Annotated in this window: 11 protein-coding genes; all 11 read right to left on the bottom strand. The window is 54.0% G+C overall.

Features of this window, described 5'->3' with window-relative positions:
• Positions 1-375: 375 nt before the first annotated feature.
• Positions 376-4,773 (bottom strand): PA14 domain-containing protein, encoded by a 4,398-nt coding sequence (locus R3C20_03030; protein ID MEZ6039452.1) that lies wholly within the window; start codon positions 4,771-4,773, stop codon positions 376-378.
• A 351-nt stretch (positions 4,774-5,124) separates the two neighbouring features.
• On the bottom strand, positions 5,125-6,180 hold the full coding sequence (locus tag R3C20_03025; protein MEZ6039451.1) for a bifunctional oligoribonuclease/PAP phosphatase NrnA: 1,056 nt from the start codon (positions 6,178-6,180) through the stop codon (positions 5,125-5,127).
• 109 nt (positions 6,181-6,289) lie between these two features.
• Positions 6,290-7,132 (bottom strand): hypothetical protein, encoded by an 843-nt coding sequence (locus R3C20_03020; protein MEZ6039450.1) that lies wholly within the window; start codon positions 7,130-7,132, stop codon positions 6,290-6,292.
• A gap of 129 nt (positions 7,133-7,261) precedes the next feature.
• Positions 7,262-8,251 (bottom strand): DNA integrity scanning protein DisA nucleotide-binding domain protein, encoded by a 990-nt coding sequence (locus tag R3C20_03015; GenBank protein MEZ6039449.1) that lies wholly within the window; start codon positions 8,249-8,251, stop codon positions 7,262-7,264.
• Positions 8,252-8,398: 147 nt separating this feature from the next.
• Positions 8,399-9,604 (bottom strand): DUF1559 domain-containing protein, encoded by a 1,206-nt coding sequence (locus R3C20_03010; GenBank protein ID MEZ6039448.1) that lies wholly within the window; start codon positions 9,602-9,604, stop codon positions 8,399-8,401.
• Between the two features lie 15 nt (positions 9,605-9,619).
• Positions 9,620-10,549 (bottom strand): DUF1559 domain-containing protein, encoded by a 930-nt coding sequence (locus R3C20_03005; protein MEZ6039447.1) that lies wholly within the window; start codon positions 10,547-10,549, stop codon positions 9,620-9,622.
• A complete protein-coding gene (locus tag R3C20_03000; GenBank protein ID MEZ6039446.1) occupies positions 10,546-10,941 on the bottom strand; it encodes a hypothetical protein in 396 nt (131 codons plus the stop codon). Before R3C20_03000 ends, R3C20_03005 begins: the two co-directional genes overlap by 4 nt.
• Positions 10,938-11,252, bottom strand: coding sequence for a hypothetical protein (locus tag R3C20_02995; protein MEZ6039445.1), 315 nt, complete (start codon positions 11,250-11,252; stop codon positions 10,938-10,940). Before R3C20_02995 ends, R3C20_03000 begins: the two co-directional genes overlap by 4 nt.
• A gap of 303 nt (positions 11,253-11,555) precedes the next feature.
• Positions 11,556-11,972, bottom strand: coding sequence for a hypothetical protein (locus R3C20_02990; GenBank protein ID MEZ6039444.1), 417 nt, complete (start codon positions 11,970-11,972; stop codon positions 11,556-11,558).
• Positions 11,973-12,066: 94 nt separating this feature from the next.
• Entirely contained in the window at positions 12,067-12,213 is a 147-nt protein-coding gene (locus R3C20_02985; GenBank protein MEZ6039443.1) for a hypothetical protein, read from the bottom strand.
• Positions 12,214-12,349: 136 nt separating this feature from the next.
• A complete protein-coding gene (locus tag R3C20_02980; GenBank protein MEZ6039442.1) occupies positions 12,350-13,420 on the bottom strand; it encodes a type II secretion system F family protein in 1,071 nt (356 codons plus the stop codon).
• Positions 13,421-13,442 lie beyond the last annotated feature (22 nt).

Here is a 13,442-nt window from a genome sequence, read left to right as displayed (position 1 = left end):
CGGAACTCTCGCAATCAGAATCCACTCATACTTCGCAGTAGCCAACACTTAAAACGCGCGAATTGCGTCTTCGTGGTTAACCTCAGACGTACACCTTGTGCCGACTGGCACGGACGCATCAAAATCCCGGGTCAGCGTTTCGTATGTTGCCGCGAAACTCCGCCCCTCACAAGCCCACTCGTGAATTCAGATCTCCCACGAGGCTCGTCGAGCCCCGAGAAACAAGAATCCGACAACCTCTGAGCCTGCAGAACGGCTTCAGGGACGCCAGCCGGAACAGTCGACGTTGTCCCCTCGGTCAATGTTACTACATGCAAACAGTCGCAGAACTGCGGTCGAGTTCATCAAGCAGGCGCAGCCCTTGGAGAGAGCGGACTACTGGGTCGGTTTCTTCTTCAGAAAATAATGAGCTTCCGACGGCCAAAACGAAACAGGCGTCTCAGGACCGTCCGCTTCATCAGCCTGCCGGATTGAAAGATCGTAGAGGCTTCCCTGACGCAGGTCTTCAATGCGAAGTTCGATGCTTTTTTGATCGTCGGCAATGACAACCGAAGAAATCTCGCAACTATGTTGTTCTGAATCCGGAGTTGCATAGCTTCCACCCCAAACACGAGTGTACCCCTGAACGGAATAACTATCCCTCCTGCTGAGACGACCGCTTCCATCAACCGTGTCGAAGAAATGAATTCGGAATCCATTGACCGTTGCTTCGACTTCACGAATACCATTCGGACGCGAGTTTACATCCGGAATCAGTTTTTCAATTCCCCCGGTGTTTGGCCCTCCCTGCCAGCCACTGTCCCAGATGCTTCCAACATACAATTCTCCGGCTGGACTAATGGCTGAGCAAATGGGGCCGATGAAATTTGAGCCGCCAGCGGCCTGATCCGGTAAGCTGAGTGGATAACTGGCTCCCTGCATGACGCCGTTGACTTGCTGGATGTTAAAGCGAATCAGAAACCGCAGGTCGTATTCACATCCCACTCCCTGTCCCGCTAATCCCATCGACTGAAACATCTTTGGAAAGAACAGAATACTATTCACACTGCGGGTCCAGGGGTGCGGGATTTGCAATGCAGGAGTCTCATGAGAGACGCTGTCGTCTGCAAAATGACGTGAAGGCACACCGTAATGGGCCCCCTGAACAATGTGATTGATTTCGTTAAAGGTGTTCTGCACGCCCTGATTGTCGGTCGCGTACAACCGCCCCGAGCCATCAAATGCCAATCCCATCGGATACCGAAAGCCGAATGCTATCGGTGTAATGATTCCGGACGGATCAATTTTCAGGACCGTTCCTCGCCAGCGATCTCGGTTTTCCGGTCGTCCTTTCTGTGAGTAATCGCTTCCCAGTCCCACATAAAGATTCTGATGGGTATCGCGAATCAGCCCGCTGGTCCAGTCATGGTAATCGTCCGTGAGCCCCCATCCTGAGGCAACGACTTCACGGACATCGGCTCTGCCATCACCGTCAGAATCCCGCAGACGCAGGACTTCGGGCTTGTGCGAAACAATCACAGAATCGCCGTCAACAACCACTCCAAATGGTGCGGACAATCCTTCTTCGAACAGCGAAAGGGAATCTTCCGCGCCATCGCCGTCCGTGTCGCGCGCGATCCAGACGTGGCCTTTCAGGGAGGTAAACACCATGCTCCCATCTGACTGCCACGCGATCGCGGTCGGCATAATGTTGGTCGGCAGTGGCAGGCGTTCGCCGCGGAATCCCGGGACGGTGGTGACCGGTTCCGCCGTCGTCATGATCACAGGCAATTCTGTCGCCACAACACGGGGAATGCTTTGAGGAACTATTCCGTTTACTTCAAGCAATCTTCTACCATCCGACTTTTCACCGCTTGCAGGATCAGGTCCTGATTGTTCCATTCGAGCAGTCGGAACATTGGTCGAAGCGATGGACACTCCAGGCATCGTTACAAGTTGCAGATTTGGATCGACATCCTCCAGATAGAATGCCCGAGTCCATCCGGTTTTCCCGTCGAAATCCAGAGCTTCAATTCGCTCACGAATCGTCACGGTGCGTACAGGGGACTGAGGATTATCCCAGGCCGTCATCGCGCTGTGGGGATTCCTGGTCTTTCCTTCGGCTGGTGATCGTGGCTCAGAATTGTCACTGACAGGGAAACGAATTCGGTGCCACAAAGTGACGCCTGTGGCGTCTGTCGTGTAACGCGTCAGTTCAGAGATGCGCCCTTCATCTTCAACGGGTGAAAGAATTCCGGAACCGTTTGTTCGTAACTGAAACAGAAATTCGGGAGGCCCCAAGATATTTGGCTGGCGAATCACCTCGATGCCAGCGGTGCTCCAGAACCAACTCTTGCCCTCTGTTCGCTGGCGAGCGAATTCTCCGATCGTCCATTGCCGAAGCTGAAGAGTGTCCAGATCGATCAACAGGTTGTGCCCATTTCCCAGACCGATGGCAAATGACCGAGCAACCCCTTCGCGGTTCTTATCTTCACCCAGCGTAAACACGTCACGAATGATCCGAGGTGGCTCTCCGGGACCAACGTTCACGAACTGTTCGTATCGACTGACCACAGTGGGTGCGGTAAATCGCGGGTCTCGAATCGCCTTCCAGATCACGCTCATTTGATTCGAAAGATCTTCATCCAGGACTCCCGGAGTGGCTCTTTTGATCGCAGGCATTTCAATCCCGGCGACGACGCGAATGGGATTTTTCATCCACCGCTGAAAGAATCGCGGCCGAAGTCGCTGCCCCATCGTCAACAGATCAGAACCACGAGTTCCCAATGCCACATTTCGTGGTTCGAAAGCACCAGCCTGGTGACAGGCAACACAGTTGAATCCGCCAGCCCCCGTTAACTGGTTGCCGATCAGCAGATCCTCCGTCGATGTCTCTCCGGCCACCGCAGCTTTGACAATGTCCTCGCGTGCGGAATCGGCAGAGTCCGGGATTCGGTCTGCGGTCAGGAAGTAGGCCAGCAATGATTCTGATTCCTCTGGCGTGTGTGCAAATTTCGGCATTCGAACCGACAACCATGGCAGCCGACCGGAACCCTGCTGACCAGCCACGGCCTTTGCAAGGTAGGCGTCATTCAGTTTGTCTCCAACGGCTGTCAGAGAAGGTGGAACAAACGCCTGACTTCGACCGCGAAGAGTGGCGAGCTGTTGCTCAATTTTGCCAGCGATTGCTGAAAGACCGCGAGATTGATCCCTGTCGTGACATGCGAGGCACTGCTTACGCTGAATCACTCTCTGGCCGTGGTCCATCGACGAAAGGCGGTGGACTCCATCGTCATTTGCGCCGCGACTTGAAAGAAATTCCCGATACCAGTCCACAAGAGCCTGGCGATCACGATCATCAAGTGAAAACCGAGGTGTTGACCCTCCCACGCTGTTCTTACTCAGACATCCCCCCGGCTCCAGGTTGTCAACGGACATCTGAACAGCCAAATCCACCCGTGTCTCACGCTCATTGTCCATCCCCGGAATTGCGTGACAGCTGTAGCAACGCAATTGCCGGACCAGTTTCCGACCCGCATCGACATCACCTGGCTCCGTGTTTGTCACATCGCGACCTTTATCGGGACTCTCCGCTACTTTTTTGGACCCCCATGTCAGCGAGGCAGCAATTTGCCGACGCTCATCATCGGACAGGTCGAACACGGGCATACGATGGTCGGAATTCAGGGAAGCAGGATCCCGCAACCAACGCAGGATATACTGGGCGTCACGACGAGCCTCGATTCCGTCGAACGAAGGACCGCTATAAGTGGCATCTCTGGTGGCAGGCATCTCGCTGGCAACCAGTCTTCTGGGCAATTCGTGACACGCGATGCACCCGGTTGATAACAGCAGCTCGTCGCCACGCTGAACATCATTCTCCTTAATCTTCAGAGGCTTTTCGCTGCGTGGCTTCTGCGCAACGGAGAACAGGAACGCGGCTATCTGTTCGGCCTGCTTCTGCGAAAGTGCGAAATGCGGCATTCGACTGTCAGTCAGAATCGGGGCCGTCGAAACAAGGCGATCAATGACGGCACTGGGCGTCGCAGCATCGGCGATTCGAGCCAGATTCGGTGCGGGAAGAACGGGAATATCAGCGGCCGACCGATGGCACGCAGCGCAACGCAGCCCGTCCGATAACTGCGCACCCCGTTGCAGGCTGTGAATCACCGAAATGTCCGGTGACGAAACTGTCTTGCCGAGGTCCAGTTGTTCAAGAATGTCCTGGCTGACGTAAAAGACATCGGCTGGAAGTGGCTCCAGAGTGAATCGATCGGATGACCAGAACAACTGGATTGAAGAGTTGTCAGCGCCTGAACGGAATTCGATCCGGACGGGAAACTCTCCAGCACTCAAACGGCAACTTTCCGAGGTCGCAAAGCCAATCGAATCTGTTTCCGTCTCCAGAACAAGTTGATCTTCGATGTACAGTTTCACCTTGCCCTGTACGCGACCATGAAATCGATACACACCTGGTTCGCGGATGAGAATGACTCCGCGCCAATCGATACGGTATGCCCCCTCACCCACACGAACATCCGGGCTGAAATTCTGCCAGTCGAAAGCAGGGCGTGCATCCAAACGGTAGACCGACTTCCCCGCCTGACTTATTTCCGCAAGGAGACCCGACTGAGGTTCATCATCAAACTCATCAGCAGCAGCGATGGAGCAGGAACCAGAAAGACCAATCCAACAAACGCAACACATCTGGAAAGCGAATGCGATCAGAGCAGTTAGGTCGCATCGGCGAATGGGCGATCCCGAAGAAATATCAGAGCCAATCATAGACAGCATGCGGATCTCCGTCTTTGTCTGGTATGGACGAGGCGGGAGCTCCGCAAGATGAACCAGCGGAGTGGAAGGTCAGTATCGGCTGACGACTATAACGCAGGCTCGGCTGATAGAAAACAAACACGCCGCGAAGCCCAGTATCCACGAAGCCCAGTATCCACGAAGCCGACAAGAGCAGGCACCCAAATATCCGGGACCGCCAACAATTCGTGAACTCAGCTTTCGTGTTGCCGTCGTCTGGAACATCCGGATCTCCTGCGGCGAAGGGGAGGTTCGGCGACAGGCCATCCCGGCGAAATTCAAAGCGCGTGCAATGCAGGCGTGGTATCAGAGTCGACCGGCGGGATGTCGCTGTCAGGAATTCTTTTGGCTATTCACACTTCCAGCAACAGTTTCCGGCGTCTTTGCTTCCTCTGCAGGTGTGGCTCCCAGCATCTCCAGGAATGCCAAACGCATTTTTTCGATGGCGGGTTTTAACGGGCCGGGAAGTGTGGCACCGGAGGCAAGTTTATGCCCACCACCGTTGAATTTTTCTGCTGCTTTCGCCACGTCGTGCGGAGGACGACATCGAAGACTGAACTTGATCTGTCCCGTTTGTAATTCCACCGCTATGAATGCAGCTTCAGATCCTGCAACAGTCAGACACTGGTTCACCAGGCTTTCCGTGTCCGAAGGGACGCTGCCTGTCTCGGCAAGATCGGATGAATCTGCATAAACCCAGTTCAGACGTCCGTCCGCTTCGGTTGTGATTCGCCCCAGAACACGTCCGGCCAGACGAACGCGGGCAAGTGAACACTGTTCATTAACGAGGTTATAAATGATGTGTGGTACAGCCCCTCGATCGACCAGTGAAGCAGCGATACGCATCGTCAGCGCAGTGGTTGACGGAAACCGAAACCAACCAGTGTCGGTCGCGATGGCAGCATACAAAGCGCTGGCCGTCTCTTCGTCAAACTGAACATTCATAGCTTCGGCAGCTTCGAAGATAAGTTCTCCTGTCGCTGCTGCGTTGACGTCTTTGAACTCGATCGCGTTCATGTCGTCCGAACTGACGTGATGGTCGATCACAATCCGTTTCGCGTCGGATGCCTGAATGATGTCGGCCATCGTCCCGATTTGCTGCCACGCACTGGTATCAACGATGATGACGACGTCCACCTTCGGGACATTGGCCTTCGTTATCGATTCGTTGAGTTTTAGAACATGGCCGTCAGCGTTCAGGAACTGCAGGTTCGCTGGCGGAGCCGAAGCATTGACGATGGTAACTTCTTTTCCAAGAGCCAGCAGGATGGCACGCATCCCAAGTTCCGACCCAAGCGCGTCGGCATCCGGCCTGACGTGACTGGTAATCAGAAACGAATTGTGAGATTGAATGGTTTCTTTCAGCAGTTCCCAGTCACAAGACGACACGTGCAGACACTTTCAGTGAGGATGATTTGGCCCTTGATCCGGGAATGGTCGGGGAAATCAACCGGCGAATCAACATTCAATGATGGTGAATTACCGATTCCACTGTGCCTTATTTTTGCCGGGGATTGACAAGTTCGAGATATTGCAATCGGCCAACATGCCACATGTATGACGGGCCGTACCCTGCTTGACGAGGCCATGGATTGAGAATGCTGTTCGCCAAATGTGGTTTTGCGGCTTCGTTTTTCCCCAAAACAACCTCATTCAGACCAACATACAATTCTGAGTAGAACAGCCGCGAATTGCGGTCAGGCGCATCGGCCGGGATTGCGGCCAGAACCTGGTCTGGGGTCATTCGTCCTTCGAACAACTGGTAGACTTCCGGAAACGGTGGACGGTCATCCTTCGCATATCGAAGGAGCTCTTTTCGAGCGAGGTCCGGACCAAAAGCACGGTGGTGCGAAAAGTATCGCCAGATGCCATTCTCACGATCAACGTCGTCAAAAGAATGGTATTTGTCGAACTGGCTTGCCGCTTCCTTTGGCTTTCCGGCATAGAAAAAGGCGATTCCAAGTCGCCAGTGTGACGCGTCCAGGCGGGGATCAATTCTGACCATCGCCCGGTAATCATCGACCGCCTCCTGAAATTGCCCGGAAAAGAACCGCACGTCGCCGCGAGCCGAATACTGCTGAACCGCATCCGCTGCGTGATCGTCGATCTCCATCGGCAATTTCCGGAGGGCTAGCTTTAGTTGCTCCGCCACCTCAGCCTGCAGCATGGCCACCGCATCCGGATCCACGGTTTCCCGCTCGACGGTTTCCCGCTCAACCGTTTCCGCATCGGCCACCGCTGCTCCCTGCCGATTCGCCCTCGATTCATCCCCGAAAATTATCGGCACATCGAGTATCAGAACAAGCACGACGAAGACGGCGTGATTTGTGAGGAATTTCATGCGATTTTCCGATCTGAGCAAAGTCTGGTCGGCCACACATCCAGTGATTCAGAAACGGAGATCCCGTAACCAGCGACATCAGAATTGAACCGGCAGTTTAGAAGAGAAGGTCATGCTCAAAAAGGAATGTCACGAATCCTCATGCCATTTCATCGCGGAATCCATGGGCTCAATTCTCAGGACGACCATCCCGTCCTGGAAGACACGCACCGTACCGGTCGACTCGGAAACAGCGATCGCAATCGCACCGGTGGCCTGAGAAATCTCTGCTGCAGCCCAGTGTCGCGAACCAAGCCCTTTCGAGAGCGTGAGATTTTCGCCCTGTGCCCGCAAGTGACGTCCAGCTGCCTGAACAACACCGTCCGCAGAAATCACGAACGCGCCGTCCATCTGTGCAATTTCTTTGATGCTTTCACGCACGCGAGGATTTCGGATCAGCCGTTCAACGCGGGCATAACCACGAAACGGATCATGAACCTGTTCTGTGGACAACTGCATGACTTTGCGGTGGTTGCCAACCACAAACAAGGTCCCAACGGGTTTTCCTTCTCGCCCTTCGCGACCGATTTCGCAGGCCAGATCCACTACGATCCGCAGGGTCTCAAGAGGCACCTTCGTTTCAAGACGCTGCAGGTCTCTGGACGTGAGTCGTGACAACTGATCAGCCAGGCGAATCTGACTTACGGTATCGCATCCGTCTCTTTCGTGAAGCGAATAGACACAGACAACGATATCCCCAGTCTGCACCAGCTCATCCGCTATGGCTTCCAGAAGCACCTGAGTCATCTGCAGATGACTCGTCTGCGGCTCGTGCAGAATCGGCACCAGTGTGATGTCATCAAGAGTCACAGCTTCCTGAACATCTGCCTTGTCAGCGGCAACAATCAGCCGCCCTCCGCTAAGAAGCTTTGCGACTTCTTTGAAGTCGAACGGATGGTTGGCCAACAGTATCACCGCGGACGCTTTGCTGGCCGCCGACAACTGTCCAGCAGCTTTCAAGACGTTTTCAAAGTGGGGTGATATGGTTTGCCGACTCATGGGGCAAAGTCTACGCAATTCCGCAAGGCGGTCAATGAACTCCCGCAGCTGTTCAAAGCCGAGAATGTACGCAATTGACACTCCGGGAAGTTCAGAATCTTCGCGGCCCGCTGGGAAAAAGAACCCGATGGCCCCATAGGAAATTGCGGGCCCGAAAACGCAAAAGCGTGTGAATATGTTCCTCGCCGGTGTTCCGATCCGCCTTTCGAATCGCTCTTGAAAGCCCTGTCAGAATTCGTCTGTTGAAATGATTTGCCCGTCATTCCGACCGCAGAGCGATTGAAAAACCGCTGGATGAATCATCCTGTCCAGCTGCCGCACGCTTCCATCACAGAAGGCAAAGTTAACACTCGTGTGAAAGCTGTCAAAGCTGCCGACGACCTGCCTGGAAATAACCACTGCGCGCTCTTCATCATCCATCGCGGCCAGTTGTTCAGCAGTGTATTCACCATCCGGAGGAGACTCACCGCGTTGCCAGCTACTATATCTGGAAATGCCAGGCATCGTTCCGCCATTTCGCAGCGTACTCCGATCGCCATAAAACCAGCCATCACCCCTGCGATCATTCGCGTGCTCCCCCAGCAGAATTGTGGTCGCCGTACCGTCCGGAACATCAAGCAGCGAAATTGAACTGTTCAGAAACAGGACACCATCATTGTCAGAACTGATCAGCGTCTCGACGGACGAATGGCAACCCGCGTAATTACCTTCGTATCCAAACCGACCAGGATTACGACTACCCGGGTCCGATGGACATGACAGAAACGGCAAATTGATCTCGGCACCGGTATAACTGAATTTGAAACGAGCAATATATTCTTCAGCAGATTCGATCTCCGGATCAAAATCATCAACTCCGCTGTAGCCCGAGAAGCCACCGCCAAAGTATTCCAGACCAGCAGCCGGGTACGGGGATTCATCCCCGGCAGCGATGTCCGGTTCATTCGCATCGGGCCCGGATGACTCTGCAACGGGTGTCTCTGCAACGGGTCTCTGTGTTTTCAAATACGCACTGGCCTTCGCCAGAGAACGAATTGTCTGATCGTCCAGAAATGAGAGCTCCGGAGACACAAAGTCCACGCGGCGGTAGACCGCATCCTGACCCATGTATGGCAGTATTTGCACGAGCCAGCCAATCCGATAGCCGTCCTTCTGGCCCGTGTAGACCGGGGACGAAGGATTAACGCATCCCGATGGCAACACTCGATGTGACATTTGGTAGCTGTGCAGAGCAACACCAAGCTGCATGAGATTGTTACGACACTGCGTCCATCGCGCTCGCTCCCGTGCCTGCTGAACAGCTGGCAGAAGCAGGGCGATCAGAATAGCAATGATGCTGATCACAACCATCATCTCAAGCAGTGAAAATCCACGCGATCTTCCATGCGGCCTGTTGTGGCCTTTGCAGAAAGCATTCCCCGGCGACAAACTCATCTTATGTCCCTTGCCTTAGAAATCCGCGAGGATCTGCATGTCGTTGCGATTACCCAGATACTGGAACATCCGCACATCGATATTCTCGCTGATGAACCGGACAGAACCATCAGCAAACAGTGTTTGGACCCCGCCGGTGTGTCGGCTGCTGAAGCCGCCGGTTTTCTGATCATCGGGCACTTCCGGCAATGGTTCTCCATCGTCCGATGAAATCCGGTTCAATCCCGCGCCTGGCAATCCGGTCCTTGCGTTCGCTTGCAGGTAATTTGGTGGAATTCCGGTACTTCGCAAGGTTGCAGATGTGCCGGACATCCATCCCAGATCGCCAGGATTCGAATCGAAACGCTTCTCTCCGACCAGAATTGTATTGGACGCTCCATCATGAATCTCTCGATATCCAACGCTGCTGTTCAGGAACATCAACCCATTGTTGTTCACATCAATGGCAACATCATCCCCCCCCGTGCATCCGGCATAGCTGGACCGAGAAATGATTCCTGTCGCGGCCGTATTTGACAAATGGCCGTAGTCGGATGGACAGTGCATGGTGGGAATACTGGCCGTACGCACTTTGCCGTTTTCAGCAGAGTAGGCGCCTTCGGCAAAATTGACGTTCGAGAACAATCCGGCCTGTTCCATCATTGGCAACAACTGCACGATCCAGCTGTGATGGTAACCTGTCGGTGCATTGGCAATGGGGCCCGTCGGATTGACTGTTCCCGGCGGCAGCATTTCATATCCCATGTCATAATTCTGCAGCGCCAATCCAATCTGCATAAGATTGTTCTTGCACTGTGTCCGGCGAGCAGCTTCGCGAGCCTGCTGCACTGCAGGCAGGAGCAACGCGATCAGAATGGCGATGATCGCAATTACAACCAGTAGTTCGATAAGGGTGAATCCAATGCTCTTGCGGCGCGGGATTCGTTGAAGGCAGTCACTGCTCATTGCGGAAACCTTTTCGTTCGAGTCACCTGACAGGGTCTGTTTGAATTTGAGGGGTAAGAGGCGATGACGGTCACCAGGCCATTACTATCTACAGAGATGATAACCCTGCCGGAATTTGTCTCATCAATTGCTCCAACCGGCACTTGCCAGTCTGTCCCGGTCCAGGCCTGATCGGTACGCAGACTGCGTTCCGCCAGCAGGAGGCCCGCATCGCAAAGACGCATGGTTTGCAGGTGCTGCAGTTCGTCCCTTGTATGGCGGCGTTCAGCAAGTACGCGGCGAACTTGCGACAGCACCACAAGTGACAAGACGACCATCACGACAATGACCATCGCCGAAACAGCGCCTCTTCGCAGACTTGCGTCAGGCACACTTCGATAATGAGACTTCATTCAGCAGCCCCCTTTGGCGGTACTTCCTGCTGCCCGGGTTTCGCCAACGGCCAAAGCGCGATGTCTGTCCATCGAGCTTTGGTCCCGACGCTCGGTAAAGGGCGAGCTTCCGAATGGCTGGGCAGCGCGTCGGTCAACCGAAAGATCACAGTTGCGTTTTCGCCTTCAAGAAATGCGGTGGCCGATCCCGTACGAAATACAAAGCGATCACGTCCAACCAGCGTAGCATCACGTTCGACCGTCCTTTCGACAGTTCGTCCATCACATCGCCATTTGACAATCCCTGCCGAAGAACCAGCATCGCCGGGCATACCATCCTCTGATCCCAGCGACGAATGGTTCTCGAAAACCAGCTCCGTTCGCGCAGTGAAATGAAAACTGTGGCGCAGGCAGCATCGTATCGCATCGATTCTTCAAGACGCATCAGCGTCAGCATAACACAGTCCGAGTCAGTTCGTCCCGTGAACCAAACTGAAAGATCGAATGAAGGATCATCCCCACAGTGACGAGCACGGTCCCTGTAAGAAGCAGATACATCAGGTAATAATGAAAGATGGCTCCCTTTCGAGAATACGGCATACAGCTCCGAAGTTGAGCATTTCTGCGGGTCCGTTTCATTCCTGATCCCCCTCGCGTTCCGGAACCACTTCAGGCTCAACAGGCTGCACGTTCAATTCCGCAGACCGGGCAGGTTGTTTTTCACTTTCATCTGGCTTCCAGATAACAACAGAAACCACTGCCGGAGGCTGATGGAGACCAACAGGCATTGAAATCATCAGGCGGTAACAACGCAGCGGAATAGCCGTCGACACTTCACTGATCGTGAGAGCAGATGACGGATAACGATGGCGAAACGACTCAGAGCATTCGCCGGGCAAATGATTCTGGTGAAGAACGGCCTGATGCAGATTGTTCAGTTCTATGCCTGCGTACTGCCGGAACAAGATCGCCTGCCGTTGCTGATTGATGCCATGCAACGATGGCACGAGCACCAGTGACACCACCCCAAGCAACACGGTGCACACAACCATCTCCACGACGAGCGAACCCCGTCGGCACCGAACTTTGCATGAATTTATTTTCAACCGTCGCTTCATCACTTAACCCACACTTCCACGCTGGAGGCTAATGGTTACTGCAAGACATGGGGCAGTTCTCGCAGCGCGTCACGCCACCCTTGTGATACTCACGAACTCCGCACCAGAAGACACCAACATCTGTGATTTCTGAACCACCCGCAGTGGCTTTCCCGGCCTTCAATTGCCATTTCATTGGGGTCTCCCTGACCTTATCTGCTAACGGTCCGCTGGCAAACCGGGACAGGCACGCAGGACGACTGTAAACGATCGTGTTTAAATGTCTCCTGGTCGAGTCAGTCCCGTTCTTCAACAGGCTGCTAACCGAGGACTTACGAAAGGTCATTCAACAACTTAACCAGAGGCATGAACATCGACACCACGACAAACATGACGACAAGCCCGAACCCAAGCAGCACACATGGCTCAAACACATTCAGCAGTCGACCGAGCCAGCGAAAGCGTCTGGTTTCGATGGAACGGCCCAGATGCTTCAAAGCCCAGTCCAGATGCCCGGACTTACCGGCCGCCATCAGAAATGCTTCTTCACGACCTGTGATAAAACCTTCCGCCTTCAGAGCCGTTTCAACCGCTTCGCCGTTTTCCAGCCGGAATCGCACCCCACTTAACTGTGTCGCAGCTCGCCCGGGAACCAACTGGCTGCCAAAGCTATGCACCGTATTGATCAGCGGCTGACTGGATGCGGCTGTAATGCTCAACATTCTCAGTAGTTCCGGGGACCAGAATCGCAGCCAGTGCTGAGACAGCGGAGGAGAACCTTTGGAAATCATTCGAATGGAATACTGCACCCGCAGGATCGCAATTGCCGCAATCATCGCCAGCAACGGCAACAGAAATATGATTCCCCCACTCACCATAAAGTCAGACAGGTCCACCAGCAACACGGTTGTGGCTGGTAATTCTGTATCGAAGTCCTCGAAGATCTTTTTGAACTTTGGAACAATGAAAATGATGATGAACGAAAGCACGCCGATCATCGTCACACCGACCAGCATGGTCCAGATTGCGAGATTTCCAAGCGAGAATCCAACGACGCGATGTGTCCCTGCGGAATCGGAAAGACGAATCGCTTCATCAGCCAGTACCTCAGCCAGACTGCCTGTCTGCTCACCCACTCGCACAGCGGCAATGGTTGTCTCTGGTAACAATCCAGGATTGTTGCTTAATGCCGTCGAAAGCGGTTGTCCCTGTTCCAGAAGTATTCTCAGGGAATTCACTCGATCCGACCACGGACTGCCACTCTCAGCGGCGTGGGATCTCAGACCTTCCAGCAATGAATCGCCATGCCCCGATCCTGAGGCGAGAACAAGCAACAGCGATGCCTGCCGGATCGGCTCAGCACGATTCATGGAAAAGAGAATTGTTTCCAGAACAGAACTCATAGGTTTATTCGATCATCAAGTC

The organism is Planctomycetaceae bacterium (assembly GCA_041398825.1).
Taxonomy (GTDB): domain Bacteria; phylum Planctomycetota; class Planctomycetia; order Planctomycetales; family Planctomycetaceae; genus F1-80-MAGs062.
Note: the sequence above shows the minus strand (reverse complement) of the source record. Positions and strands in the feature narration are given on the sequence as shown.

What these genes read in the sequence shown, in the direction of transcription:
- R3C20_03030 (MEZ6039452.1), bottom strand. Translation starts at nt 4,773, where the DNA reads ATGCTGTCTATGATTGGCTCTGATATTTCTTCGGGATCGCCCATTCGC.
- R3C20_03020 (MEZ6039450.1), bottom strand. Translation starts at nt 7,132, where the DNA reads ATGAAATTCCTCACAAATCACGCCGTCTTCGTCGTGCTTGTTCTGATA.
- R3C20_03010 (MEZ6039448.1), bottom strand. Translation starts at nt 9,604, where the DNA reads ATGAGTTTGTCGCCGGGGAATGCTTTCTGCAAAGGCCACAACAGGCCG.
- R3C20_03005 (MEZ6039447.1), bottom strand. Translation starts at nt 10,549, where the DNA reads ATGAGCAGTGACTGCCTTCAACGAATCCCGCGCCGCAAGAGCATTGGA.
- R3C20_03000 (MEZ6039446.1), bottom strand. Translation starts at nt 10,941, where the DNA reads ATGAAGTCTCATTATCGAAGTGTGCCTGACGCAAGTCTGCGAAGAGGC.
- R3C20_02995 (MEZ6039445.1), bottom strand. Translation starts at nt 11,252, where the DNA reads ATGCCCGGCGATGCTGGTTCTTCGGCAGGGATTGTCAAATGGCGATGT.
- R3C20_02990 (MEZ6039444.1), bottom strand. Translation starts at nt 11,972, where the DNA reads ATGGTTGTGTGCACCGTGTTGCTTGGGGTGGTGTCACTGGTGCTCGTG.
- R3C20_02985 (MEZ6039443.1), bottom strand. Translation starts at nt 12,213, where the DNA reads ATGAAATGGCAATTGAAGGCCGGGAAAGCCACTGCGGGTGGTTCAGAA.
- R3C20_02980 (MEZ6039442.1), bottom strand. Translation starts at nt 13,420, where the DNA reads ATGAGTTCTGTTCTGGAAACAATTCTCTTTTCCATGAATCGTGCTGAG.